The sequence below is a fragment of the Roseburia sp. AF02-12 genome, assembly GCF_003461765.1.
In the GTDB taxonomy this organism is placed as follows: Bacteria; Bacillota; Clostridia; order Lachnospirales; family Lachnospiraceae; genus Roseburia_C; species Roseburia_C amylophila.
This window is the reverse complement of sequence record NZ_QTXS01000001.1, coordinates 1487260-1513357: the sequence shown is the minus strand read 5'-3', so window position 1 is coordinate 1513357 and position 26098 is coordinate 1487260. Positions and strand designations below refer to the sequence as shown.

Here is a 26098-nt window from a genome sequence, read left to right as displayed (position 1 = left end):
ATGTGTTCAGTCTAGTTCGTAAATATGTGTCCAGGATTCTGGGTACATATCAGTAAATTAGTCCTTCCGGGGTTTCTTATATGCCTTTAATATCAATCGGAGAGTTTGCTCATGGCACGGGATTTTTCAGAGCAGGCATTCTGGGCAGCAATTACGGTGCTGCGGAAAGAGCCTTCCTCTAATTTAGCCACAGCAGCAATGGTAGTTCCGGCCGGGGAGCAGACTGCATCCTTTAATTCACCCGGATGTTTACCGGTCTCTAATACCATTTTAGCTGCACCAAGAACGGACTGGGCAGCAAATTTATAAGCCTGGGCACGCGGCATTCCGTCATTAACGGCTGCGTCAGCCATTGCTTCAATAAACATATAGACATAAGCCGGTGAGGAACCACTGACTCCGACTACGGCATCCATAAGACTTTCCGGTACAATTTCTGCTTTACCAAAGCTTTCAAAGAGAGAGACAACCATTTTGGTTTCTTCTTCTGTGATATGCTCATTTGGGGTAATGGCAGACATGGCTTCCTGAACCATAGCCGGTGTATTTGGCATGGTACGAACCAGTTTAATATCTTTGCTGAATAAAGATTCAATCCGTGAAATGGTCTGTCCGGCAGCAATGGCAACTATGATTTTGTCATCGGTAACACTGTCTTTGATTTCTTTGATGACTGTTTCATAAAGATATGGTTTTACAGCAAGAAAAATGATATCGGATTCTACAGCAACAGTCTCATTGTCTAAGGTGGTGCGGATACCATACTGCTCAGAAAGTGTATCCAGTGTGACCTGGGTTTTCGCACTGGCAATCAGGTGGCTGGCAGGAACCAGACCGGAAGAGATAATTCCGCCAATCATGGCACGACCCATATTACCGCTTCCGATAAAACCAATTTTTTTATCTAACATGATGCATTCTCCTTTTATGAAAGGGGATATCCCAGATGATACTGGAATATCCCCTTTGATATTGTCTAAGTATAAGTTCAATTAGAAATCTGTTAAGTCAGCAGCTCTTCTCTCTAAGAAAGCACTCATGCCTTCTTTTTTATCATGGGTAGAGCAGGTTACGCCAAACAGGTTAGCTTCCATTTCAACAGCATTCTTGATATCCATATCATATCCGTTGTTGATAGCAGCTTTTGCGATAGATACTGCATAGCTTCCTTTAGAGATAATTTTCTCTGCCATAGCTTTTGCGGTTGGCATTAATTCTTCTTTTGCAACAACTTTGTTTACAAGTCCGATGCGGTATGCTTCGTTTGCATCGATGTTATCGCAGGTGAAGATCATTTCTTTTGCACGTCCCATGCCAACAAGACGGGCAAGTCTCTGTGTACCACCGAATCCTGGGATGATTCCAAGACCACACTCAGGCTGTCCGAATACTGCGTTGTCAGAAGCAATACGGATATCACATGCCATAGAAATTTCGCATCCGCCACCTAAAGCGAATCCATTAACAGCAGCAATAGTTACCTGTCTCATATTCATTAATTTAAAGAATGGAACAGAAGCTTTCATACCGAATGCTCTTGCTTCAGCAGCAGAGAAGTTAACCATCTCAGCGATGTCAGCACCAGCAACGAAAGATTTGAATTCGTTACCTTTCTTATCAGCACCACCGGTTAAGATAACGACTTTGATATCGTCTCTTCCTTCAATTTCGGTAAGAACAGTGTTCAGTTCATCCAATGTTTCGGAATTCAATGCGTTTAATGCTGCAGGTCTGGTAATAGTAAGAACTGCAATTTCGTTTTCAACTGTTAAAGTTAAGTTGTTCATGAAATAGGACCCTCCTGATTGATAAATTATTAACAATGTTTCAATACTTATAATGGTATAACTTTTGGGGGGATTTGTCAATAAAAACTGGTATTTTACAGGGATTGTGCTACAATAGGAAAAGACTTGTCATGTGATTACGCAATGGTTTTTGTGAGAAAGCGGATTTTTGGAATTTTAAGCAGCTTTTCTATAAGATTTTTTGTTGAAAGCAGAATGTATACAATTCTTAAAAGTGCTTTTTTCTTATTGTTGTCTGTTTTGCCGCCTGCTTTGACCGGATGCCTTTTGTGGTCCGTCTGTTACGGATATCTAAGGCACCTTTAAGCAGCTCTAGGCATTTCTGCTTATAAAGCTGTTTTTCCGGCAACCGGCGCATAGTCACATCCGTGCTCCAATGCGCCTTCCTGACACATCCATGTGCCAGGATTGCCAGTTGACAAAAGAAATGCCAAGAGCTGCTAGCAAGGCACCTAAATGATATCCGTAATCAGGCGAACCGCAGAAGGCATACTGTCAAACATTGGAAAAACAGGCATTATCCCAAGAGAAAAAAGCTCTTTTTTAGAATTGTAGCATTCTGATTTCTAAAAAGGCTATAGAAAAGCTGCTTAAAATTCGAAAACCACTGCTTCTAAAAAATAATTGCGTAATTACATGACAGGACTTGTACAAAGAGAGGTCAATGAAAATGAAAGATACAAAATCATACTTATCAAAAACCGTACAGGATATGCCGGATTCCGGAATCAAGGATTTCTTTGATGTGGCAAATACCATGGAAGGCGCACTTTCACTGGGTGTAGGCGAACCGGATTTCCCGACACCGGAGCATGTAAGAGAGGCAGCGATTGCTTCTATAAAAAAGGGGGATACCAAATACACCGATAACCGCGGAACGGTAGAGCTGCGTGCAGCGGCAGCGGATTATCTGACAAAATTTGATTTGCATTATGATAAACAGGACGAAATACTGATTACCATGGGAGCCAGCGAAGGAATTGATTTAGCTCTTCGGACACTGGTGAATCCGGGAGAGGAAGTCTTAGTGGCAGAACCTTCCTACGTTTCCTATATTCCATGTATTGAATTATGTGGCGGTGTTCCGGTATCATTAAAATTAAGAGCGGAGAATAAATTCCGTTTGACCAGAGAACAGTTAGAGGAAAAGATAACGGAGAAATCCAAAGTCTTACTGATTTCCTATCCGAACAATCCGACCGGAGCCATTATGGAAAAGGAAGATTTAGAGGCAATCGCAGAAGTGGTAAAGGAACATGATTTGTTCGTGATTACCGATGAAATCTATGCAGAATTAACCTATGGAAAGAAACATGTTTCCATCGCATCCCTTCCGGGCATGTATGAGCGCTGCGTTGTATTAAACGGATTTTCCAAAGCATTTGCCATGACCGGATGGCGTATGGGAATTGCAGCAGGACCAAAGGATGTTATTTTCCATATGAATAAAATACATCAGTTTACAACTATGTCAGCAGGAACCACCAGTCAGTATGCGGCATTGGAAGCATTGACCAGTCCGGTGAGAGATGAAGAGATTGCAGTCATGCGGGAAGAGTATGATGCCAGAAGAACACTGATGGTAGAGGGATTCCGTAAGATGGGATTATCCGTAGCAGAACCGGAAGGTGCATTCTATGTATTTCCGGACATTCGAAAAACAGGACTTACCAGTGAAGAATTCTGTAACCGCCTGTTGCAGGAACAGAAGGTAGCCGTTATCCCGGGAAATGCCTTCGGTACATGCGGAGAAGGCTTTGTACGGTGCTCCTATGCATATTCGCAGGATGTCATTCGTGCCTGTCTGGAGAAAATTGCTGAATTCGTAGCACAGTTCTAATAATTGGAAAATTATTATGTGATGCATTTGATTTACGTGAGTAGATGGTATTGTTGATAAGATACCCGGACAGTCCGTTAAGTAAGGATGCCTGATAAAGGCGGTTAGTGGCACTTGGAATTTCGTCCGGCATCCGGCAACGCTGGCACAGGGATGTGCCAGCGAGGTGCATATGAACATGGATGTGAATTTGCACCGGTTGCCAGCGAAGGCTGTATCCCTTCGAAATTCTTAGTGCCACTTATCGGCTTTATGTGGCATCAGAACTTAACGGACTGCCGGGATATGCTCGGTTCAAACTATCGATAGCAACGTACAACCCTGCACCCACGAAACAGAAATAGAATTAGAATTAGAAAGAGGAATCATGAGAGAACCATTTGACCTGACAACCCTGATAGAACCATTATTAAATTGGTTTAAAGACCATGCCAGAGTGTTGCCCTGGCGCAATGAGCCGACCCCATACCGGGTGTGGGTGTCTGAAATTATGCTGCAGCAGACCAGAGTGGAAGCGGTAAAACCATATTTTGTCCGGTTTTTAAAGGAGCTGCCGGATGTAGCAGCACTTTCAGACTGCCCGGAGGAGAAGCTTTTGAAACTCTGGGAAGGACTTGGATACTACAACCGGGTGAGAAATATGCAGATTGCAGCACAGACGGTCATGGAGAATTATCATGGAGAGCTTCCGGCAGATTATGAGGCACTGACAAAGTTGAAAGGAATTGGTCATTATACGGCAGGAGCCATCGCATCTATCGCATTTGGCATTCCGGTACCGGCGGTGGATGGAAATGTGCTCCGTGTCATATCCCGGGTAACAGAGGATGATGCGGATATCATGAAAGCATCTGTGCGGACGGCAATGGAGAAGGACTTATTGGAAATTATGCCGGAAAACAGGGCGGGAGCTTTTAACCAGGCACTGATGGAGCTTGGTGCAACGGTATGTCTGCCGAATGGGGCACCTTTATGCGAAGCATGTCCTTGGAAAGAAGTCTGCCGGGCACAAAAGAGTGGACGCTGGAGAGAACTTCCGGTAAAGAGCAAGGCGAAGGCAAGAAGGATAGAGGACAGAACAGTTCTTGTTATAAAGGCAGAGGATAAGGTCCTTTTGCATAAACGGGCCAACAAGGGACTTTTAGCTGGACTCTATGAATTTCCAAATGTGGAAGGGCATCTTAAGGAAGAGGAAGTTATTACCTATCTTAAGAAAATGGGGTTGTCACCGATTCGTTTGAAAAAATTAGAAGACAGCAGGCATATTTTTTCCCATATTGAATGGCATATGACAGGATATGCAGTGCAGATTGATGAGACAGAGCAGGAGTATCAGAATATGCTCTTTGTGGATGTGAAAGAAACGGAAGAACAGTATCCGATTCCGGCAGCATTTTCCAGATACACGGGATATATGAACATTCGTCTTGGAAATGACAGATATAAGGAAGAATAGCAGAAAAGCCATAGAAAAAAGAGGGAGCCGGTGATTATCACCGGCCTTTCATATGAAAAAGATTTTTTATGGTAAGTGTTAAAAACACTATTTTTTGGGAGGAACCTTGCATAAGCTGCAAGGTCTATGAAAAAATAAAATTATCGCTTTTTTCTTTCTCAGCTTAGTTATAGTATAAAAGCAGAATGTGAAAACAATATGCCCGGATTGTTAGAAGGCTGTAAATAAAATATGAATAAATTGTAAACGAAGTGCCTTAAAGAAATCCTAAGAAAAAATGAATTGGAAAACAAATGACAAATGTGTATAATTGAATGAGGATTACCAAGGGGGAAGGAGAACAGAAATGTACGACAGCATTGTAATCGGAGCCGGAATCGCCGGCAGTGTGGCAGCAAGAAAGCTGGCAGAAGAAGGAAAGCAGAAGGTTCTTTTATTGGAACGGAGAAATCATATTGCAGGAAACTGTTATGACAGACCGGATGACCATGGAATTGTAATACATGAATATGGTCCACATATTTTTCATACAAATAAGGAAGAAGTATATCAGTATCTGTCAAGATTTACAGACTGGTATTTCTTTGGTCATGAGGTAGTAGCGAATGTGCATGGGACACTGATTCCGGTACCATTTAACCTGAATACTTTACATATGGTTTATGGGAAAGAGCAGGCAGACCGGTTAGAGCAGAAGCTGATTGCCGCATACGGAGAGGGAAGCCGGGTTCCAATTATGAAATTACGGGAAAATGAAGATGCAGATATCCGGAAGATTGCGGATTATGTATACGAAAATGTTTTCCTTTATTATACGATGAAGCAGTGGGGGCAGAAACCAGAGGAGATAAGCCCGGAGGTAACAGGACGTGTGCCGGTGCTGATTTCTTATGATAACAGATATTTCCAGGATAAATATCAGGGTATGCCAAAGGAAGGTTATACCGCAATGTTCGAAAAGATGTTAGACCATCCGGATATTGAGGTGAGGACTGGTGTAGATGCCGGAGAGGTACTGAAATTTACAGAGGACGGCATTTATTTTGATGGAAAGAAATTCGAAGGAAATGTCATTTATACCGGAGCACTGGATGAGTTGTTTGCATGCTGTTATGGAAGGCTGCCATATCGTTCCCTCCGCTTTGATTTTGAATATTATGACAAACCGGATTATCAGGGACACAGTGTTGTAAATTATACGGTAAGCGAGGATTATACCAGAATTACGGAGTTTAAGTATCTGACCGGGCAGCAGGCAGATGGAACCACGATTGTAAAGGAATATCCATTTGCATACAATGGAGCAGAAGGAGAGATTCCTTATTATGCCATTTTAAATGAAGAAAATCAGTCATTATATGAAAAATATAAAGCACTGACCGGAAAATATCCGAATATGCATCTTTTGGGAAGACTGGCAGAATACAAATATTATAATATTGATGCCATGACAGAGAAAGCATTAGAACTTACCAAAGAACTTTTAAAATAAAATGTTTCGAAAAACGATTGGAGAAAAAGAATGAAATTATTATCAGTAACCATTCCATGTTACAATTCACAGGATTATATGGAACATTGTATTGAAACACTGCTGACAGGTGGAGAAGATGTGGAGATTTTAATCGTAGATGACGGCTCAAAGGATGCAACAGCAGAGATTGCTGACCGTTATCAGAAGAAATATCCTACTATTATTAAGGCAATCCATCAGGAAAATGGTGGACACGGTGCAGCTGTAAATACCGGTATTGCCAATGCAACCGGACTGTATTTTAAAGTGGTAGACAGTGATGACTGGGTAGATGAAGAGAGCTATCACAAGATTCTTGCTAAATTACGGGAACTTGTGGGCGGAAGTACTACTCTTGATATGTTTATCAGCAATTTCGTATATGAGAAGCAGGGCGCAGAGCATAAAAAAGTAATGAAATATACCAGAATGTTCCCGGAAAATGAAGTCTTTACCTGGTCTGATGTAAGGCATATCAGCAAGGGGCATTATATTCTGATGCATTCTGTTATTTACCGTACCCAGTTATTAAAGGATTGCGGACTTGAGCTGCCAAGACACACCTTCTATGTGGATAATCTTTTTGTATACAATCCGTTGCCATATGTAAAGACCATGTATTATATGAATGTGGATTTCTATCGTTATTTTATCGGAAGGGAAGACCAGTCTGTCAATGAAAAGGTTATGATTGGAAGAATTGATCAGCAGATTAAGGTAAATAAACTGATGATAGAAGAAGTGAATTTGTGGAAAATTGCAAACCCAAAATTAAGAAAATATATGTTTAATTACCTTGAAATTATTACTGTAGTATCAACAGTACTTTGCCTGCGTTCCGAGACAGAAGAAAATCTCATGAAGAAACGGGAACTGTGGTCTTATATCAAAGGTTATGATCTTCGTCTCTTCCATCATTTAAGAAGGGGGATTTTAGGACAGTCCATGAATCTTCCGGGTAAGGGTGGAAGAAAGATTTCCGTTGCAGCATATAAGCTGACCCAGAAGATTGTCGGATTTAACTAAGCTGAAAGAAAAAATGTGAATAAACGAGCGTAGGTTTGTAGAAAAGAAAAACAACAGAGGGCATTATTGCTTATATAAAGAAACCACCTTATGCCGGAAAAAACGGTAAAGGCGGTTTCTTTTTTACGCGAGTAACGAGAAAAATTGCATGCTCGCAAAGAGTGTTTCTTGTAGTTACATATGCTCTTTATTTAAGAGAGCAGTTTTCATTTCATATAATTTGTCGGATAAATCAACGTAGATTTCCTGTGGATTTACGAAACGTTTTGTCTCATCCCAGATGGTATCTTTTTCTCTGGTGCAGTAACGCTGAATATCCATAACACTTGGAGATTCGTAAACACATTCGCCCTTCTGGAAAACCGGAACAAGAAGTTCACGCAGCGTATAGCTTCCGCCAGGAAGAGTTGTTTTCTTCCATGGGGCGTTCGGGTCAAAGAGCTTCATGTCCTTGGATTCATCAAAGACTTCGCCCACCAGACAGATAAGGTCAGCCTTAATCTTACCGGTTTCTTTATCATAAATACGATAAACAGTTTTATTGCCAGGATTTGTAACTTTTTCCACATTTTCGGAAAGCTTAATCTTTGGAATGAATTCACCGGCTTCATTCTGGATAGCAGCCAGCTTGTATACACCGCCGAAAGCAGGATTGTCTTTGGAAGTAATTAAGTTGGTTCCAACACCCCAGGAAGTAATGGTAGCCCCCTGAATCTTTAGGCTTTCAATCAGATACTCATCCAGATCATTGGAAGCGGAGATAACTGCGTCCGGGAATCCGGCATCATCTAACATTTTGCGGACTTTCTTGGAAAGATAAGCAAGGTCGCCACTGTCCATACGGATGCCGTAGTAGGTAAGCGGAATGCCGGCATCTCTCATTTCTTTAAATACCTTGATGGCATTTGGCATACCGGATTTTAAAGTATCATAGGTATCGACAAGAAGAATGCAGGCAGATGGATAAAGCTCTGCATATTTCTTGAAGGCGGTATATTCATCCGGGAAACTCATAATCCAGCTATGGGCGTGGGTTCCGAGTACCGGGACGTCAAACATCTGACCGGCAAGGACGTTGGAAGTACCTTTACAGCCGCCGATAACAGCAGCTCTGGCGCCGTAGGTTCCGGAATCAGGACCCTGGGCGCGTCTTAACCCAAATTCCATGACGCCATCACCCTGGGCAGCGTAGCATACGCGGGCAGCCTTGGTGGCAATCAGGCTCTGGTGGTTGATGATATTTAAGACTGCAGTTTCGATTAACTGGGCTTCCATAATCGGAGCAACCACTTTTACAAGAGGCTCTCTTGGAAAAATCAGAGTTCCTTCCGGAATTGCATAGATATCACCGGAGAATTTAAAGTTACTTAAATAAGTTAAAAAGTCTTCATCAAAGATGGATAAACTTCTTAAATAGGAAATATCCTCTTCGTCAAAATGAAGATTCTTGATATAGTCAATCATCTGGTCTAATCCCGCGCAGACTGCATAACCGCCATCACATGGATTGGTGCGGTAAAAAGCGTCAAAAACAGCCACATCACGGTTGCCGGTTTTAAAGTATCCCTGCATCATTGTCATCTCATAAAGATCAGTCAACAATGTCAAATTTAATGTACTCATATGTGATATTCCTTTCTTTTACATCTGTAAATACAGGTGTCTTGTCAGATGAATTATAGACTTTTACTTACAAAAAAGCAAGTAATGAGTATAAATATGCTTCATTATAACCATTTTTTTCGGATTTGCAAAGTTTATGATAAAATATATGAGAAAAAATTTATAAAAATTTTATAATTTCATTTATTTTTCTTGTAATGGGGGTAGGCATTTGTTACAATAAATGGGAGAAAATATTTTATACTAATGGAGGATGTATTATAATGAGTGAAGAAAATTTCAACACTGAAAATGGAACGAATGAGCAGACATATAGCCAGCCACAGCAGACATATAGCCAGCCACAGCAGACATATAGTCAGCCACAGCAGACATATAGCCAGCCACAGCAGGCATATGAACAGCCACAGCAGAATTATGACCAGCAGGCTTATAACCAGAATCAGCAGTATGCACAGCAGAACTATGGTTATGACCAGTCCCAGCAGGGATATGGAACTTATCAGCAGCCACAGCAGCAGGCATATGGAAGCTTCGACCAGACACAGTATGGTTACAACCAGCCGGCTTCATCCGGAAAAGGAATGGCAATTGCATCCATGGTACTGGGAATTGTATCCATCCCGGCAATCTGTTTCTGGATTGTAGGACTTCCTTGTGCAATTGTAGGATTAATCCTTGGTATTCTTTATAATAAGAAAAACGAGCATTCACCAATGGCAACAGCAGGTATTGTCTGCAGTATTATTACCATTGCACTTCTGGTGCTGGTACTTATCCTGTACATCGTTGGTGCAGTATCATTAAGTTCTTTGGGATATAGCTACTATTATTAAAAAGGAATTGGTGAAGCAGAATGTATCCAGATAACAGGAATCCATATCCGTTGAATCAAAATCAGAATCCGCAGTATGGGAATCCATATCCGTTGAATCAAAATCAGAATCCGCAGTATGGGAATCCATACCCGCCGAATCAGAACCAGAATCCGCAGTATGGGAATCCGTACCCGCCAAATTGCAATCAGCGTCCGGCAGATAACCGGAAAGAGGAGCCGGGAAAAGGTTTCGCAGTTGCATCCATGGTGTTGGGGCTGATTTCACTGGTATTATTTTGCACCGGAATCAATATTATAACTGCAATTCTGGCAATTGTTTTTGGAATTATACATCTGGTGAAACAAAAACAGAACCCTGGAATGGCAGTTGCAGGTATTGTAACAGCTGTAGTTGGTATACTTGCATTTGTAACGTACTGGCTTTTGATTATTCATGCAGCAGGCAGAACCAGTGGGCCGGATGAATTCCTAAGACGTTATGAATATCAGTTTGATGGTGAAATGAATGCACCGGATGACTATCAGGATTTAGAGGATTATCTGCAGCATAATTTTGAGAATTTTTAAGAAGAACATAAGAAGCATTGAATGGAGAATCAAATCTGTTCAGTGCTTTTTACTTCATTTACCTGGAAATACCGGAAAGTAAAAGGAAAGCACTAACCGTTGAAAAAAATAGTGCTTGACGCACAGACACACAAGTGTAATAATACAATAGTACAATCAAGACGATAACTGAAAGGAGAAGTTATGGAGGAGATTATGAAGGTAAAGGGTCTCAATAAGACCTTTACATTATCCCAGAAACAACAAAAGATTGAGAAAACCAATGAGAAGAAGCGAATTGCAGTGCATGATTTATCATTTACTTCTTATCGGGGAGAGGTGTTTGGACTGCTTGGACCAAACGGAGCCGGAAAGACAACCACACTTCGTATGCTGGCAACACTGATTAAACCGGATTCCGGAGATGCTGTTTTAGATGGCAGCAGTATTGTTAATGCACCGGAAGAAGTACGTGGCAAGATTGGCTTTCTGACCAGTGAACTGAAATTAGAGGGCTTTTTTACACCAAATTATTTATATAATTTCTTTTCGGATTTATATGGAGTAGAGCCGGCTGTCCGGGATGAAAGAAAGAAGAGACTTTTTGACCGCTTCGGCATCACACAGTTTGCAGAAGTGAAAGTAAAGGATATGTCTACCGGTATGAAACAGAAGGTTTCTTTGGTTATTTCCTTAGTCCATGACCCGGAAATCATTATCTTTGATGAACCGACCAACGGCCTTGATGTTCTGACAGCCAAAGTAGTAACGGATTTCCTGTTAGAGCTTAAGAAAGAAGGAAAGAGCATCATCGTTTCTACCCACATTTTCAGCCTGATTGAGAAAATCTGTGACAGAGTCGGAATTATCATCAAGGGAGAAATGATTATCTGCGATACATTAGAGGCAGTGAAAAATGGCAAATCATTAGAAGACAGATTCTTTGAAATCTATGAAGAAACGGTAGGTGAAGCAGAATGAGAAACAATCTTATGACAATTATAAAGAAAGAACTTGCCCGCTTCTTCGGGGATAAGAGAATGGTATTTACGACTATTTTAATGCCAGGCTTACTGATTTATATCATGTACAGCTTCATGGGCAGCGGACTGACCTCCAGATTTGAAGCAGAAGAGGATTATACTTACCGTATTTATGCAGAAAATATGCCATCCTCGGTTTCAGCCATGATAAAAGGCAGTGACATCAATGTGGAATATTTAGACCGGGATGGTGTCAGCGAAGAGGATATGAAGCAGGCGGTAACCGATAAAGATGCGGAAATGCTGATGGTATTTCCGGAAAATTTTGAAGCAGATGTACTGGCATATGACAGCATGACTGCTACCACACCAGCTCCGCAGGTAGCCTTATATTATAATTCCGCAGATACCGAATCCACGGCATGTTATCAGATTATGGCTTCTGTATTAGATGGATATGAAGCTTCTATGGCAAATAAGTTCGATGTCAACAGCGGTGACGAAGAATATGACCTTGCCAGCAAGGAAGACAGCACCGGACAGATTTTCTCCATGATGCTTCCAATGCTGCTTATGATATTCCTCTTCTCAGGATGTATGGCAATTGCACCGGAATCCATAGCAGGGGAAAAGGAGAGAGGAACTATTGCTACCTTATTGGTAACACCGATGAAACGTGGACAGCTTGCCATGGGTAAAATCATCAGCCTTGGTATTATCGGACTTTTAAGTGGAATTTCCAGTTTTGTGGGTACCATGTTATCCCTTCCAAAATTAATGGGAACAGAATCCAATGCAATGGATGCCAGCGTATACAGCGTCACCGATTATATCCTTTTATTGCTGGTGATTCTTACCACAGTACTGGTACTGGTTGGAGCATTAGCTGTAATTTCAGCATTTGCAAAGACAGTAAAGGAAGCCGGTTCTATGATTATGCCGCTGATGGTTGTGGTAATGGTAATTTCCATTACATCCATGCTTGGAAGCGGAGCACCGAAGGAATTTTACTGGTATCTGATTCCTTTCTATAACAGTGTGCAGGGCATGACCGGAATTTTTGATTTCTCCTACAGCGGAATCAATATTGTGGCATGTCTTGTCAGCAACCTTATTTATACCGGTATTTTATCAACGGTACTGGCGAAAATGTTTGGCAGTGAGAAAATTATGTATTCCTAGAAAAAAATACTAGACAAATAGCTTTTATAGGACTAAAATAATGAAAAAACATAGAACAATAGAAAGCTATAACATCAGGTTATAACATCTATTTGCGACAAATGAATGGAGGATGTTATTATGGAAAAGAAGGACTTAGACTGGTCTAATCTTGGATTCGGTTATGTAAAGACCGATAAGAGATATGTATCAAATTTCAAAAACGGAGCATGGGATGAGGGAGCTTTAACCGATGATGCAGATATTGTATTGAATGAATGCGCGGGTGTATTCCAGTATGCACAGACCGTATTTGAAGGATTGAAAGCATATACAACAGAGGATGGACATATCGTTACTTTCCGACCTGACTTAAATGCAAGCCGTCTTGCAGATTCAGCACGCAGACTGGAAATGCCGGTATTCCCGGAAGAGCGTTTTGTAGATGCAGTACAGAAGGTAGTAGAAGCAAATGCAGCATATGTTCCACCATATGGTTCCGGTGCAACACTTTACATCAGACCATACATGATGGGAACAAATCCTGTAATCGGTGTAAAACCAGCGGATGAATATCAGTTCCGTATGTTCTGTACACCGGTAGGACCATATTTCAAGGGTGGCGCAAAGCCAATTACCATCCGTGTCAGTGACTATGACCGTGCAGCACCTTGCGGAACCGGTAATATCAAAGCTGGTCTGAATTACGCAATGAGTCTTCATGCAATCGTAACTGCACATGCAGACGGATTTGATGAGAATATGTACTTAGACCCTAAGACAAGAACTAAGGTAGAAGAGACAGGTGGAGCAAACTTCATCTTCGTTACCAAGGATAATAAACTTGTTACACCGAAGTCAGATTCTATTCTGCCATCCATTACACGTCGTTCACTGGTATATGTTGCAGAACATTATCTTGGAATGAAAGTAGAACACAGAGAAGTATACTTCGATGAAGTAAAAGACTTCGCAGAGGCAGGACTTTGCGGAACAGCAGCAGTTATTTCTCCAATCGGAAAGATTGTTGACCACGGCAAAGAAATCTTAATTCCAAGTGGAATGGAAGAAATGGGACCTGTAACAAAGAAACTTTATGATACTCTGACCGGAATCCAGATGGGACGTATTGAAGCTCCGGAAGGATGGATTAAGAGAATCCTGTAAGAGACATATTGTAAATGAAATATAAGAAACACTCATTGCGGGTTTCCTACATAAACGAGAGGCGGTATCCGGAAGGATGCCGCCTCGTTTTGTGTTGTTCAGTATTTGTAAGAAGCTGCCAGAAATCTGTAAGAACTCCCGGTGGTAGCATCTGTAGATATAGAAAATTTGAAAATAGGAATTGACATTTAAAAATACAGGTTCTATACTTATTAAGAATATGAAAAGACGATGACGAAGAGAGTAGTTTTCCATGGAAAGTCAAAGAGAGCCGGGGCAGGTGGAAACCGGCATGAGTAAATGGAAAATGAAAATCACTTCCAAGTTGCAGTTCGAACAGGCAAAGCTGCGTTAGTAGAAACTGACGGATTTCCCCCGTTATGGGAACGTATATGCGAAGCAGAAAGCTTCAAGTATGTTGTAACAAGGTGGTTAGAAACGACAGGCGCGCGTCCTTATTACAGGACGGCGCCTTTTTACTTTACAGGAAATTGCTTTCCAGTAAAGTAAAAAACGCTCCGCGAGGATGCACACTGCGGCGTATAAGGTAGATGTCGCAAGCGATCGCCGCAGGCGCGAGAATGTGCCAAGGCACATTCTTTTTTACGCGGCTAGCGAGAAACTGAAAATTTTAAAGGAGGACTAACATGTACGAAAAAGTTTCCCCAAATCTGAATTTTGTGGACAGAGAAAAACAGACCGTAAAATTCTGGAAAGAAAATGACATTTTTAAGAAAAGTATGGAGAACCGGAAAGAAGGCGAGACCTATACTTTCTATGATGGACCGCCAACTGCAAATGGTAAGCCACATATCGGTCATGTATTAACCCGTGTTATCAAGGATATGATTCCAAGATACCAGACTATGAAGGGCAAATATGTCCCACGTAAAGCCGGATGGGATACCCATGGACTTCCGGTAGAGCTGGAAGTAGAAAAGCTTTTAGGATTAAACGGAAAAGAGCAGATTGAAGAATATGGTATGGAGCCATTCATCAAGAAATGTAAAGAATCCGTATGGAAATACAAAGGAATGTGGGAAGATTTTTCAGGAACCGTTGGATTCTGGGCTGATATGGATAACCCATATGTAACCTATGATGATAATTTCATTGAATCTGAGTGGTGGGCTCTTAAGAAAATCTGGGATAAGAAGCTGTTATACAAAGGTTTCAAGATTGTTCCTTACTGCCCGAGATGTGGAACTCCGCTTTCTTCTCAGGAAGTAGCACAGGGATATAAGACGGTAAAAGAACGTTCCGCAATCGTAAGATTCAAAGTAATCGGAGAAGATGCATATTTCCTGGCATGGACCACAACTCCATGGACACTTCCATCTAACGTTGCACTTTGTGTAAACCCGGACGAGACTTACTGTAAAGTAAAAGCTGCTGACGGATATACTTATTATATGGCAGAAGCACTGTTAGATAAGGTACTTGGCAAATTTGCGGATGAAGAAAATGGCGTAAAAGCATATGAAGTATTGGATACTTTCCCAGGAAAGTCCTTAGAGTACAAGGAATATGAGCCATTATTTGACTGCGCAAAGGAAATCTGTGAGAAACAGCATAAGAAAGGCTACTATGTAACCTGTGATACTTATGTAACCATGACAGATGGTACCGGTATCGTTCACATCGCACCTGCATTTGGTGAAGATGATGCCCAGGTTGGACGTAGATACGAACTTCCATTTGTCCAGCTGGTAGACGGAAAAGGAGAACTTACCAAAGAAACTCCATATGCCGGTGTATTTGTAAAGAAAGCAGACCCAATGGTATTAAAAGACCTGGAAGAAAAAGGACTGCTCTTTGATGCACCAAAATTTGAACATGAATATCCACACTGCTGGCGTTGTGATACTCCGCTGATTTACTATGCAAGAGAATCCTGGTTCATTAAGATGACCGCTGTAAAAGAGGATTTGATCCGCAATAACAATACCGTAAACTGGATTCCGGAATCTATCGGAAAAGGACGTTTCGGTGACTGGCTTGAAAATATTCAGGACTGGGGTATTTCCCGTAACCGTTACTGGGGAACTCCGCTTCCTGTATGGGAGTGTTCCTGTGGATATCAGGAGTGTATCGGAAGCCGTGCAGAATTAGCAGAGCGCAGTGGTAACCCGGATGATGCCAAAGTAGAATTACATCGTCCATACATTGATGCAGTAACCTTCAAGTGCCCGGATTGTGGCGGCGAAATGCATCGTGTACCGGAAGTAATTGACTGCTGGTTTGACTCAGGAGCAATGCCATTTGCACAGCATCATTATCCATTTGAAAATGAAGACCTCTTTAAACAGCAGTTCCCTGCACAGTTTATTTCCGAGGCAGTAGACCAGACCCGTGGATGGTTCTATTCCCTGATGGCAGAGTCTACCTTATTATTTAATAAAGCACCATATGAAAATGTTATCGTATTGGGACATGTACAGGATGAAAATGGACAGAAGATGAGTAAGTCCAAAGGAAATGCCGTTGACCCGTTTGATGCATTAGAGACTTACGGAGCAGATGCAATCCGCTGGTATTTCTACATCAATTCTGCACCATGGCTGCCAAACCGTTTCCATGGAAAGGCAGTACAGGAAGGACAGCGTAAATTCCTTGGAACACTTTGGAATACTTATGCATTCTTCGTGTTGTATGCAAATATTGATGAATTTGATGCAACCAAATATACATTGGATTATGAGAAACTTTCCGTTATGGATAAATGGCTTCTCTCCAAACTCAATACACTGATTAAGACTGTAGATAATAATCTGGGTAATTATCGTATTCCGGAAGCTGCAAGAGCACTGGATGAATTTGTAGATGAGATGAGTAACTGGTATGTAAGACGTTGTCGTGAGCGTTTCTGGGCAAAGGGCATGGAGCAGGATAAAATCAATGCATATATGACTCTTTATACTGCACTGGTAACTGTATGCAAGGTAGCAGCGCCGATGATTCCTTTCATGACAGAAGAAATTTACCAGAACCTGGTATGCAGCATCGACAAGAGTGCGCCGGAAAGCATCCATCTTTGCGACTATCCGGTGGCAAACGAGAGCTGGATAGACAGTGAATTAGAGAAAAATATGGACGAAGTATTGAAAATCGTTGTTATGGGCCGTGCCTGCAGAAATACTGCAAATATCAAGAACCGTCAGCCGATTGGAAATATGTTTGTAAAAGCACCATTTGAATTATCCGAATACTTTACAGAGATTATCGAAGATGAGCTGAATGTAAAGAAAGTGGCATTTACAGAGGATGTCAGTGCATATACTAGCTATACCTTCAAACCACAGCTTCGTACCGTTGGACCGAAATTCGGTAAATATTTAGGCCAGATTCAGAAAGCACTTGCAGAATTAGACGGCAACAAGGCAATGGCTGAGCTTAAGAGCACAGGTGCACTGAAACTTGACAGTATAAGCGACGAAGTTGTATTATATGAAGAGGATTTACTTATCACCATGACACAGCAGGAAGGTTACATGACAGAAGGTGATAATGAAGTGACCGTAGTTCTTGATACGAACCTTACTCCGGAACTTTTAGAGGAAGGAATGGTAAGAGAATTAATCAGCAAAATCCAGACAATGCGTAAGGAAGCAGGATTTGAAGTAATGGATAAAATTACTGTTTCTTATAAGGCAGATCAGAAGGTAAAAGACATCTTCGCAAAATATGGAGATGAAATTGCAAAAGAAGTTCTGGCTGATAGTGTTGTGGCTGATACGGTGAGCGGATATCAGAAAGAATGGAACATTAATGGTGAAACAGTTGTGCTTGGCGTGGAAAAGAAATAAGCAGAATAAAGATAAGGGAGTGGAGCCGTCAGGGGTCTGCTCCCTTTTTGCACAAAAAACACCGGAATCGAAACAAAAGGAGAACATTATGAAAAGCAAAATGTTTGAAAAGGAAACCTTCAAAAAAGAGGTAGTTGAGAACGTAAAACACCTCTATCGTAAGACAATGGATGAAGCAAGCGAGCAGGAAATTTTCCAGGCAGTATCCTACGTTGTAAAAGATGTAATCATTGACCAGTGGCTTGCAACCCAGCAGGAATTTGATAAAGCAGATCCAAAGATTGTATACTATATGTCCATGGAGTTCTTAATGGGCCGTGCATTAGGCAATAACCTGATTAACCTAACTGTGTACAATGAAGTGAAAGAAGCTTTAGAGGAAATGGGAATCAACTTAAATGCCATAGAGGATCAGGAGCCGGACCCGGCACTTGGAAATGGTGGACTGGGAAGACTTGCTGCCTGCTTTATGGAATCTTTGGCAACTCTGGGATATCCGGCATATGGTTGTGGAATCCGTTACCATTATGGAATGTTCCGTCAGAAAATAGAGAATGGTTATCAGGTAGAAGAGCCGGATAACTGGTTACAGAATGGATATCCATTTGAATTAAAACGTCCGGAATACAATTTCGAAGTAAAATTTGGTGGATATGTACGTGCAGAGGCACAGCCAGATGGAAGAACCAGATTCGTACAGGAAGGCTATCAGTCCGTAAAAGCAATTCCTTATGATATGCCAATCGTAGGTTATAACAATAATGTAGTAAATACATTGATGATCTGGGATGCAGAGCCAATGGAATGCTTCGAGCTGGATTCCTTTGATAAAGGTGATTATCATCGTGCAATCGAACAGCAGAACTTAGCAAAGAACTTAGTAGAGGTTCTCTATCCGAATGATAACCATATCGCAGGAAAAGAGCTTCGTTTAAAACAGCAGTACTTCTTTGTATCTGCCAGCTTGCAGCGTGCTATTGCAAGATTTAAGAAGAATCATCCAGACATCCATATGCTTCCTGAAAAAGCAGTATTCCAGATGAATGATACCCATCCAACCGTAGCAGTTGCAGAGTTAATGCGTATCTTACTGGATGAAGAAGGCTTAGAGTGGGAGGATGCATGGAATATTACAACAAAATGCTGTGCATATACCAACCATACCATCATGGCAGAAGCATTAGAGAAATGGCCAATCGAGATTTTCTCAAGACTGCTTCCTAGAATTTACCAGATTGTAGAAGAAATCAACCGTCGTTTTGTACTGGAAATCCAGCAGAAATACCCGGGAGACAACCGCAAGGTTGAGAAGATGGCAATTGTATATGATGGTCAGGTTAAAATGGCTCATCTGGCAATCTGTGCAGGATATTCTGTAAATGGTGTAGCGGCACTTCATACAGAAATCCTTAAGAAACAGGAATTAAAAGATTTCTACGAGATGTTCCCGGAGAAATTTAATAATAAGACCAATGGTATTACACAGCGTCGTTTCTTAATGCATGGTGATCCATTGCTTGCAGACTGGGTAACCAAATATGTTGGAAAAGACTGGATTACAGACCTTTCCCGCATCAAGAGATTAGAATTCTATGCAGATGATGAGAAAGTTCAGCAGGAATTTTTAAATATCAAATATAAGAACAAGCTGCGCCTTGCTTCTTATATTGAAGAGCACAATGGTATTGAAGTAAATCCTCGTTCTATCTTTGATGTACAGGTAAAACGTCTGCATGAGTACAAACGCCAGCTCTTAAATATTCTTCATGTAATGTATCTTTACAATGAATTAAAAGAGCATCCGGATATGGAATTTATTCCAAGAACTTTCATTTTCGGAGCAAAAGCAGCAGCAGGCTACCGCAATGCAAAACTTACCATCAAATTAATCAACTCTGTTGCAGATGTCATCAACAATGATAAGTCTATCAACGGAAAGATTAAGGTTGTATTTATCGAAGACTACAAGGTATCCAATGCAGAGATTATTTTTGCAGCAGCAGATGTCAGCGAGCAGATTTCTACCGCAAGTAAGGAAGCATCCGGAACCGGTAATATGAAGTTCATGCTGAATGGAGCGCTTACCATCGGAACCATGGATGGTGCAAACGTTGAGATGGCAGAAGAAGTTGGCAAAGAAAACATGTTTATCTTCGGTATGAGCTCTGACGAAGTGATTGCTCATGAGCAGAAACGTGATTATGATCCAATGCAGATTTTCAACAATGATCAGGATGTCCGTAAAGTTCTGATGCAGTTAATCAACGGATTCTATTCACCAAATGATCCGGAACTGTTCCGTGACCTTTACAACTCACTGCTGAATACACAGTGCACACAGTACGCAGATACTTACTTTATTCTGGCAGACTTCCGTTCTTATGTGGAAGCACAGAAGAAGATTAATGCTGCATATGCAGATGAAAAAGAATGGGCTAGAAAAGCAATCTTAAATATTGCAGCTTCCGGCAAATTCTCATCTGACCGTACGATTCAGGAATATGTGGATGATATCTGGCACCTGAACAAAATCACTGTTACAGTAGATGACAAAGCAGAATAAAATTAAGAAATAAGAGCATAAGCATAAAAACAGAAAGAGGCAGCAGCCCGGCAGGGTTGTTGCCTCTTTCTGCTTTAAGACGTTAGGCATCCGTAAGAAGCACCGGTGACAGATTCTGTGAGGTTTAAGCTACTGGGAAAAATTTACTTGTATTCAAAGAACTTATTTGTTACAATCAACACAAAGCATATATTCTGATTTTCGAATGGCGAAAGCCAGTCTAAATTTCTAGTATCAATTCAATGAATTCTATGCTTTTAAATTCTAATTACAATTAATAAACGCATAGTGCATTGAAGAGGCGGAAGTTTAGGAAAACATGAGATATATGCAATCCTGCTTTTCACTGCATTATGGGAAAAGGAGGAAAATGAGAACTTTAGAAGAACTGAATCTGGTGGATGACTTTTTAGTAAACAGCTTAACCAGTCACAAAATTTATGGGGAACAGTCAGCGAGGTATATTTTGGAATGCATTCTGCATCGACAGATAGGAAAGCTTACGGTAGTGCCGCAGCGTTTCTTTTGCGGAGAAAATTTGGAAACTCACGGCATCCGGCTGGATGTATATCTGGATGAAGAGAATGGAGAAATCTTTGATATAGAACCGGACCAGAATGATGGGAAGAACGAGATGGCAGCATTACCAAGAAGAGTTCGGTTTTATCATGCAAAAATTGATGCCGGAAATTTACCATCGGGCGAAACCTATGGAAGTCTTCGGAATGTTGTTGTTATTTTCATTACAACCTATGACCCCTTTGGACTGAATCGTATGGTGTATACCGTTAAGAACTGCTGTGTAGAAGTGCCGGAATTAAAGTATGAAGATGGGGCACAGACCATATTTTTGTATACAAGAGGAAGTGAAGGAAATCCGCCGGAGGAATTAAAACAGCTACTGCATTACATGGAACATTCATCCGTAGAGAATGCTTCCACCGAGAATCTGAAAAAGTTACACCGGATGGTAACAGCAGTCAAGCGGGATGGAGAGGTAGGTCTTGCATATATGAAGAGCTTTGAGAGAGAAGAAAGAATTCGGAAACAGGGCGAAGAGGAAGGCAGAAAAGAAGGAAAAAAAGAAGGAAAAAAAGAAGGCTTGGAAGAGGGCGAAATAGTAGGAAAAACGAAGGAAGTTATAAAACTTGGACGCAGGTTCGGAAAGTCAGAGAAGGAAATTATTTTATTGCTGCAAGAGGAACTGCATATAGATAAAGATAAGGCAACGTATTTCCTGAAAAAGTATGATAAGTAAGACGATTAGAAAGAATGTGAGAATTACAGCATGAGCAACAAATTGGCGAAGCATCAGAAACAAAAAGAACGATTAACCGGAAAGCAGAAGAAAGTTCTGTTCTGGAGTTGTTTTGCTGCTTTAAGCATAGCTTTTCTGGCGGTCTGGTTAAACGTATTTTTGACGTCGAAGGCACTTCACAGACAAATGGAAGAGATGGTATTAGGAGAAGATTATGATAGAGAAGATGTTGTGATAACGGATAAAAAGAGTGAAGATGCTACGGCGGATAATGCCATATCTCAAAATTATTTCTTCTATTATCATGGTGGCAAAACGAATGAATATAATAAGCGGATGCAGGTGCCGGAAAGTGTATATACAGAATATGAGGTGGGAGATACCATAACTGCATATACTACAGATCATATAAAATATTCTTATAATAAAGCGGGCATTCTTCCAGATAAAAAATTTAGGAACAATGAATTAATGAAAGTAGCCGGAGTGGTGCTTGGGGCTGCAATAGGTTTCCTGAGTTTGTGGGGCTTATTAAACAGAAAGATAAGTTAAAAACTATGATTTTAGGAGAAATTCAAAATGTTATATATTATGCGGCATGGAAAAACGGAATGGAATGCATTACATAAAATACAGGGAAGAACGGATATCCCATTAAATGAAGAAGGACGCCTGATGGCGGAAAAAGCATGCGAAGAGTATAAGGATTTGCACATAGATGTGTGTTATTGTTCTCCGTTGATAAGGGCTGTTGAGACAGCACAAATTGTGTTAAAAAACCGGAAAATTCCAATAATAAAAGACGAACGGCTGATGGAAATGAGTTTTGGCGATTATGAGGGAATCGAAAACAGCTTTGCTATTCCGGATTGCCCGATTAATATTTTGTTTCAAAAGCCGGGAGAATATCACGAATCGATAGGTGGAGCAGAAACCTGGGAGGAACTCTTTGCAAGAACAGGAGCATTTTTGAAGGAAGTGATAGACCCGCAGCTACAGGAAGGTAAGGATATCCTGATTGTGGGACATGGTGCGATGAATGCAAGCATTATCTGTCAGGTGAAAGGTATGCCGATTGAGGAGTTTTGGAGTGCGGGACTTGAACAGTGTAAAATTTTGGAAGTGTAAATTGGATAGATGTTGGAATATGATAAGTGAATGGAATGGAAAAACGGAATGACATGAGTAAATTGGAGTGGACAATAAAATTAATTATTATAGTGGCTGGTTCAGTCGTTGCGGCATATGGCATTACGCTGGCGCTGTATGCGGGATTTGGTGGTGCCACCCTTGCGGTATTATGGCAGGGAATTTCAAAAACATTTCATGTAAGCATCGGTATGGCATCCATGATAGTAGCCATAGTTATGATTGTATTTGCGTTTTTCTATGACAGGTCACAGATACATATCGGCACGATACTTTATCAGATTGTATATAGCCTTTGTGTAGATTTGTTTGCAAATGCACATGTGTACAGTACGCATATATGGGTAAATGCACTTATCATGTTATTAGGAATTGTGATTTTTGCCATAGGAACCGGATTTTATGCGGCAGCCTCCCTGGGGCGGGGTTCTTATGAGGCACTGACTTTTTCTCTTGCAGAGAAGAACAACTGGCAGGTAAAAATTGTACGAATGGTACTGGATGTCGTGATGGTTGTGACAGGTGTTATGCTGGGCGGAAAATTTGGCATATGCACCATAGTAACAATCCTCATTTCCGGACCGGTCATCCAGTTTACTGCGGCAAAAACGAAAAAGTTAATTTGTGTTGCTTGTGGCAACGACCGTTCTGATATCTAATAGAGGTATCAAAACAAAGGAGGCACATAGGACTGTCCCACTGTGCATCTTATAATTCAAGAATAACTCCTTTACCGGCATATGGAGAATGCGAAGAATAAGAAACAGACAGAGTCGGAGAGGGCAGAAGCAGAGAGAGTGGAAGCAGAGGCTGAATTGGAGGAATAGACATGGCTGCTACAATTATTTATTTGGTAATTTCATTATTGATTTCACTTATTTTTATCATACTTGGAATTATGCAGTATAGGTCTGAAAAACCAGTATCAATAAATACAGGAGAGAAACCACTTCGTAAAGATGAACTGACAAATGTTACGGAATGGAACCATAGACATGGCAGAAATTTTATTATTTTGGGTAGTGTGCTATTTATTACACAAGCTGTTTTTGGATATTTTATTAAAAAGCTGGATGGCGTTGTGGTTCAGGTGGTTATTTATATGATAGTTCTATTTTCTGAAATCGCATGGGTTGAGTTTGAACATAATATGATGAAAAAGAAAATGATAAAAAAGCATTGAAATAACAACTTATAATTGACCGAGCTCTTTGAGCGAGGGATACTTCTTGTCCGAAGGGCAAGAAGGTGGAACTGAGAAGAATTAAAACAATCGGAAGTTATAAAGGAGAAACACTATGGGATTATTTGGTAAAAGCAAAAAAGAGCGAGAAAAAGAGTATATGAACAGATTAGATGTTCCATTATGTTTAAAAGAAGACTTTGAATTGATTATTGATGATGTATTTACAATTATGGGGGTTGGAACAGTTGCCACAGGAAACATATCAACAGGAATGTGTAGAGAAGGAGAAAATGCGTGTGTTTATAAAACAAATGGAGGTGTATTAGAGACTATAATTACTACCATCGATATACATACAAAAGAACGAAAATCAAATGGTTGTGGATATAAAACAGAGCATGTTGGACTTGGGTTAAGAGGAGTTTCTAAGGAACAATTAGAAAAAGGAGATAGAGTGATTGTAAAGAATGCCAATATGTATGGAATGTAATTACAAATTCCAGTTTGATGGAGAAAAAATCATTCATGCCCTATGTTATATAGTTTTTGTATGTTTTCAGGAAGACTCCTTTATATAGTTCGTTTTGCCTTCCTGATAATGTTCTTACACATAGGCGTGTAAGGAATGTTATTCCTTGATTTTTTTCATACGCCAAATCCATGAAGTCGATGAAGATAATCTTGATGTCAGGAGTGCCATTCAGTTCAATGATTCTATCAATATATTTTGCTCTCGTGATTGTTTTTATATAGGCACCCACTTTCAAAAACACAAATTTTTTTATTTTTTGAAAGTGGAAACTATGTAAAGGCAACCCGAAGGCTGCCCGGACATCAAAGCCTATAGAAACGCTCAGAGGCTGTTTTACAGTGGGGAAAAAGAAAAAATATCAAAAAATTGATGATTAATGGTGAGCTTGTGATAGAATGAAAAAAGAGAAAAGCAGAAAGGATGTAGTTGTGGAGAATATTTGTTATGATTAGAAAGTTGCTGAACGGAGATATCGATAGAGTTGCTGACATATGGTTAAAGACAAATCTGAAAACGCATTATTTTATTTCCAATCAATACTGGAAAAGTAATTATGAATTAGTGAAAGAAATGATGTCACAATCCGAAGTCTATGTGTTTGAAGTGGATAAGATGATACAAGGATTTGTAGGACTAAATAATGAATATATTGAAGGTATTTTTGTTTCTGAAGAAATGCAGTCATGTGGCATAGGTAAGCTTTTATTGAATTATATTAAGGATAAAAAAGATAGATTACAATTAAATGTATACCAGAAGAATGCCAGAGCAATTTCTTTTTACCAAAGAGAAGGGTTCATTATTCAATGTAAAGGTTTGGATGAAGCTACTGGTGAAAAAGAATACACTATGCTATGGAAACAAAAATAGAAATCAAAATTTGACGGAGTGACAATATATGAAGTATTTATATTTGCATGGATTAGGGCAAAAACCAGACAGTTGGAATAGAGTAATAAAAGAAACGAAAGTATCGAAAAGCAGTTGCAGTTTGAGTTTATCAGAGCTGTTAGAAAGGAAATCTGCTACATATAAGGAATTATATTCAGCATTCTCATCAGAATGCGACAAGGAGAACGAAGAAATTGTCTTATGTGGACTTTCTCTAGGAGCTGTTCTGGCACTTAATTATGCAATAGACCACCCAGATAAAGTAAAGGCACTCGTATTAATTGCAGCACAATATAAAATGCCCCGAAAATTATTGAAAGTTCAGAATATATTGTTTCATCTTATGCCGAATTCGGCATTCAATAAAATGGGCTTCAAAAAAGCAGATGTTATTAACCTATGTGGTACGATGGCTGAATTAGATTTCAGTGACTCACTGCATAAGGTGTCTTGTCCGGTATTAATCGTTTGTGGAGAGAAGGACAATGCAAACAAAAAAACTTCAAAAGAACTTTGCCATTATCTGAACAATTCCTACTTCCATGAACTTATGAAAACAGGTCATGAAGCAAACATAGAAGCCCCGGAAGAGTTGGCGATTGTGTTGCAAAGATTTTATGATAGTATCAGTTAACTTCCTGCTTGTGAGGATTGCACCATTTGTTCTTATTGCATCTGTAATTGGAGTTGTATTCACATATAAAAGAAGTTAAAATGGAAACAGAACAGGAAAAGAAAATTAATAAGAAGAT

The 26098-nt window shown here is 40.4% G+C and carries 23 protein-coding genes and 1 pseudogene; 20 read left to right on the top strand and 4 right to left on the bottom strand.

Annotation, left to right across the window (positions count from 1 at the left end):
- Positions 1-92: 92 nt before the first annotated feature.
- Both proC and DV740_RS07360 read right to left on the bottom strand, forming a co-directional pair.
- Positions 93-911: a pyrroline-5-carboxylate reductase gene (gene proC, locus DV740_RS07365; protein WP_022243432.1), complete on the bottom strand. Its 819-nt coding sequence runs from the start codon at positions 909-911 to the stop codon at positions 93-95.
- 81 nt (positions 912-992) lie between these two features.
- The gene (locus DV740_RS07360; protein WP_022243431.1) at positions 993-1787 is read right to left on the bottom strand and encodes an enoyl-CoA hydratase-related protein; all 795 of its coding nucleotides are present in this window, start codon (positions 1785-1787) and stop codon (positions 993-995) included.
- A 691-nt stretch (positions 1788-2478) separates the two neighbouring features.
- Here DV740_RS07360 and DV740_RS07355 point away from each other — a divergent pair.
- The 5 genes from DV740_RS07355 to DV740_RS07335 all read left to right on the top strand — a co-directional run bounded on the left by DV740_RS07355 (position 2479) and on the right by DV740_RS07335 (position 7643).
- Positions 2479-3648 carry a pyridoxal phosphate-dependent aminotransferase gene (locus DV740_RS07355; RefSeq protein WP_118087975.1) on the top strand — a complete coding sequence of 390 codons (1170 nt, stop codon included), beginning with the start codon at positions 2479-2481 and terminating at the stop codon, positions 3646-3648.
- Between the two features lie 114 nt (positions 3649-3762).
- A complete protein-coding gene (locus tag DV740_RS07350) occupies positions 3763-3957 on the top strand; it encodes a hypothetical protein (protein ID WP_117698545.1) in 195 nt (64 codons plus the stop codon).
- Between the two features lie 58 nt (positions 3958-4015).
- Complete coding sequence (gene mutY, locus DV740_RS07345) at positions 4016-5104, top strand: A/G-specific adenine glycosylase (protein WP_118087779.1); 1089 nt, start codon at positions 4016-4018, stop codon at positions 5102-5104.
- Positions 5105-5450: 346 nt separating this feature from the next.
- A complete protein-coding gene (glf, locus tag DV740_RS07340) occupies positions 5451-6596 on the top strand; it encodes a UDP-galactopyranose mutase (RefSeq protein ID WP_118087778.1) in 1146 nt (381 codons plus the stop codon).
- Positions 6597-6626: 30 nt separating this feature from the next.
- Positions 6627-7643, top strand: coding sequence for a glycosyltransferase family 2 protein (locus tag DV740_RS07335; RefSeq protein ID WP_117698548.1), 1017 nt, complete (start codon positions 6627-6629; stop codon positions 7641-7643).
- Between the two features lie 174 nt (positions 7644-7817).
- Here the strand turns inward: DV740_RS07335 and DV740_RS07330 are convergent, their stop codons facing one another.
- Positions 7818-9266 carry a nicotinate phosphoribosyltransferase gene (locus DV740_RS07330; RefSeq protein ID WP_117698549.1) on the bottom strand — a complete coding sequence of 483 codons (1449 nt, stop codon included), beginning with the start codon at positions 9264-9266 and terminating at the stop codon, positions 7818-7820.
- Between the two features lie 263 nt (positions 9267-9529).
- On the opposite strand from DV740_RS07330, the gene DV740_RS15075 reads away from it, so the two are divergent.
- The 13 genes from DV740_RS15075 to DV740_RS07265 all read left to right on the top strand — a co-directional run bounded on the left by DV740_RS15075 (position 9530) and on the right by DV740_RS07265 (position 24413).
- Complete coding sequence (locus DV740_RS15075) at positions 9530-10102, top strand: DUF4190 domain-containing protein (RefSeq protein WP_242986260.1); 573 nt, start codon at positions 9530-9532, stop codon at positions 10100-10102.
- A 20-nt stretch (positions 10103-10122) separates the two neighbouring features.
- A complete protein-coding gene (locus DV740_RS15070; protein ID WP_118087777.1) occupies positions 10123-10671 on the top strand; it encodes a DUF4190 domain-containing protein in 549 nt (182 codons plus the stop codon).
- Between the two features lie 183 nt (positions 10672-10854).
- Entirely contained in the window at positions 10855-11631 is a 777-nt protein-coding gene (locus DV740_RS07315) for an ABC transporter ATP-binding protein (RefSeq protein ID WP_117699085.1), read from the top strand.
- Positions 11628-12815 (top strand): ABC transporter permease, encoded by a 1188-nt coding sequence (locus DV740_RS07310; protein ID WP_117699084.1) that lies wholly within the window; start codon positions 11628-11630, stop codon positions 12813-12815. The genes DV740_RS07315 and DV740_RS07310 overlap by 4 nt, the downstream gene beginning before the upstream one ends.
- A 120-nt stretch (positions 12816-12935) precedes the next feature.
- A complete protein-coding gene (locus DV740_RS07305; RefSeq protein WP_117841706.1) occupies positions 12936-13961 on the top strand; it encodes a branched-chain amino acid aminotransferase in 1026 nt (341 codons plus the stop codon).
- Between the two features lie 647 nt (positions 13962-14608).
- Entirely contained in the window at positions 14609-17767 is a 3159-nt protein-coding gene (ileS, locus tag DV740_RS07300; RefSeq protein ID WP_118087776.1) for an isoleucine--tRNA ligase, read from the top strand.
- Between the two features lie 88 nt (positions 17768-17855).
- On the top strand, positions 17856-20330 hold the full coding sequence (locus DV740_RS07295) for a glycogen/starch/alpha-glucan phosphorylase (protein WP_118087974.1): 2475 nt from the start codon (positions 17856-17858) through the stop codon (positions 20328-20330).
- Between the two features lie 370 nt (positions 20331-20700).
- Positions 20701-21588, top strand: a complete 888-nt coding sequence (locus tag DV740_RS07290; protein ID WP_118087775.1) for an Rpn family recombination-promoting nuclease/putative transposase — start codon at positions 20701-20703, stop codon at positions 21586-21588.
- A 30-nt stretch (positions 21589-21618) separates the two neighbouring features.
- Positions 21619-22140: a hypothetical protein gene (locus DV740_RS07285; RefSeq protein ID WP_118087774.1), complete on the top strand. Its 522-nt coding sequence runs from the start codon at positions 21619-21621 to the stop codon at positions 22138-22140.
- A 27-nt stretch (positions 22141-22167) separates the two neighbouring features.
- The gene (locus tag DV740_RS07280) at positions 22168-22716 is read left to right on the top strand and encodes a histidine phosphatase family protein (protein WP_117841710.1); all 549 of its coding nucleotides are present in this window, start codon (positions 22168-22170) and stop codon (positions 22714-22716) included.
- A gap of 35 nt (positions 22717-22751) precedes the next feature.
- A complete protein-coding gene (locus tag DV740_RS07275) occupies positions 22752-23396 on the top strand; it encodes a YczE/YyaS/YitT family protein (RefSeq protein ID WP_330415599.1) in 645 nt (214 codons plus the stop codon).
- A 170-nt stretch (positions 23397-23566) separates the two neighbouring features.
- Positions 23567-23920 carry a hypothetical protein gene (locus DV740_RS07270; RefSeq protein ID WP_118087773.1) on the top strand — a complete coding sequence of 118 codons (354 nt, stop codon included), beginning with the start codon at positions 23567-23569 and terminating at the stop codon, positions 23918-23920.
- A 115-nt stretch (positions 23921-24035) separates the two neighbouring features.
- Positions 24036-24413 carry a translation elongation factor Tu domain protein gene (locus tag DV740_RS07265; protein WP_021748087.1) on the top strand — a complete coding sequence of 126 codons (378 nt, stop codon included), beginning with the start codon at positions 24036-24038 and terminating at the stop codon, positions 24411-24413.
- Positions 24414-24530: 117 nt separating this feature from the next.
- Here the strand turns inward: DV740_RS07265 and DV740_RS07260 are convergent.
- Positions 24531-24708, bottom strand: a pseudogene (locus DV740_RS07260) (ATPase); the annotation flags it as partial.
- A 191-nt stretch (positions 24709-24899) separates the two neighbouring features.
- Between DV740_RS07260 and DV740_RS07255 the strand changes: the two are divergent.
- A complete protein-coding gene (locus tag DV740_RS07255; protein ID WP_118057281.1) occupies positions 24900-25325 on the top strand; it encodes a GNAT family N-acetyltransferase in 426 nt (141 codons plus the stop codon).
- A gap of 28 nt (positions 25326-25353) precedes the next feature.
- Positions 25354-25980, top strand: coding sequence for an alpha/beta fold hydrolase (locus tag DV740_RS07250; RefSeq protein WP_118087772.1), 627 nt, complete (start codon positions 25354-25356; stop codon positions 25978-25980).
- The last annotated feature ends 118 nt before the right edge of the window (positions 25981-26098 follow it).

What these genes read in the sequence shown, in the direction of transcription:
- DV740_RS07335 (WP_117698548.1), top strand. Translation starts at nt 6,627, where the DNA reads ATGAAATTATTATCAGTAACCATTCCATGTTACAATTCACAGGATTAT.
- DV740_RS07295 (WP_118087974.1), top strand. Translation starts at nt 17,856, where the DNA reads ATGAAAAGCAAAATGTTTGAAAAGGAAACCTTCAAAAAAGAGGTAGTT.
- DV740_RS07315 (WP_117699085.1), top strand. Translation starts at nt 10,855, where the DNA reads ATGGAGGAGATTATGAAGGTAAAGGGTCTCAATAAGACCTTTACATTA.
- DV740_RS07330 (WP_117698549.1), bottom strand. Translation starts at nt 9,266, where the DNA reads ATGAGTACATTAAATTTGACATTGTTGACTGATCTTTATGAGATGACA.
- proC (WP_022243432.1), bottom strand. Translation starts at nt 911, where the DNA reads ATGTTAGATAAAAAAATTGGTTTTATCGGAAGCGGTAATATGGGTCGT.
- DV740_RS07270 (WP_118087773.1), top strand. Translation starts at nt 23,567, where the DNA reads ATGGCTGCTACAATTATTTATTTGGTAATTTCATTATTGATTTCACTT.
- DV740_RS07310 (WP_117699084.1), top strand. Translation starts at nt 11,628, where the DNA reads ATGAGAAACAATCTTATGACAATTATAAAGAAAGAACTTGCCCGCTTC.
- DV740_RS07355 (WP_118087975.1), top strand. Translation starts at nt 2,479, where the DNA reads ATGAAAGATACAAAATCATACTTATCAAAAACCGTACAGGATATGCCG.
- DV740_RS15075 (WP_242986260.1), top strand. Translation starts at nt 9,530, where the DNA reads ATGAGTGAAGAAAATTTCAACACTGAAAATGGAACGAATGAGCAGACA.
- DV740_RS07285 (WP_118087774.1), top strand. Translation starts at nt 21,619, where the DNA reads ATGAGCAACAAATTGGCGAAGCATCAGAAACAAAAAGAACGATTAACC.
- DV740_RS07280 (WP_117841710.1), top strand. Translation starts at nt 22,168, where the DNA reads ATGTTATATATTATGCGGCATGGAAAAACGGAATGGAATGCATTACAT.
- DV740_RS15070 (WP_118087777.1), top strand. Translation starts at nt 10,123, where the DNA reads ATGTATCCAGATAACAGGAATCCATATCCGTTGAATCAAAATCAGAAT.
- DV740_RS07290 (WP_118087775.1), top strand. Translation starts at nt 20,701, where the DNA reads ATGAGAACTTTAGAAGAACTGAATCTGGTGGATGACTTTTTAGTAAAC.
- mutY (WP_118087779.1), top strand. Translation starts at nt 4,016, where the DNA reads ATGAGAGAACCATTTGACCTGACAACCCTGATAGAACCATTATTAAAT.
- glf (WP_118087778.1), top strand. Translation starts at nt 5,451, where the DNA reads ATGTACGACAGCATTGTAATCGGAGCCGGAATCGCCGGCAGTGTGGCA.
- DV740_RS07250 (WP_118087772.1), top strand. Translation starts at nt 25,354, where the DNA reads ATGAAGTATTTATATTTGCATGGATTAGGGCAAAAACCAGACAGTTGG.
- DV740_RS07255 (WP_118057281.1), top strand. Translation starts at nt 24,900, where the DNA reads ATGATTAGAAAGTTGCTGAACGGAGATATCGATAGAGTTGCTGACATA.
- DV740_RS07305 (WP_117841706.1), top strand. Translation starts at nt 12,936, where the DNA reads ATGGAAAAGAAGGACTTAGACTGGTCTAATCTTGGATTCGGTTATGTA.
- ileS (WP_118087776.1), top strand. Translation starts at nt 14,609, where the DNA reads ATGTACGAAAAAGTTTCCCCAAATCTGAATTTTGTGGACAGAGAAAAA.
- DV740_RS07275 (WP_330415599.1), top strand. Translation starts at nt 22,752, where the DNA reads ATGGAAAAACGGAATGACATGAGTAAATTGGAGTGGACAATAAAATTA.
- DV740_RS07265 (WP_021748087.1), top strand. Translation starts at nt 24,036, where the DNA reads ATGGGATTATTTGGTAAAAGCAAAAAAGAGCGAGAAAAAGAGTATATG.
- DV740_RS07360 (WP_022243431.1), bottom strand. Translation starts at nt 1,787, where the DNA reads ATGAACAACTTAACTTTAACAGTTGAAAACGAAATTGCAGTTCTTACT.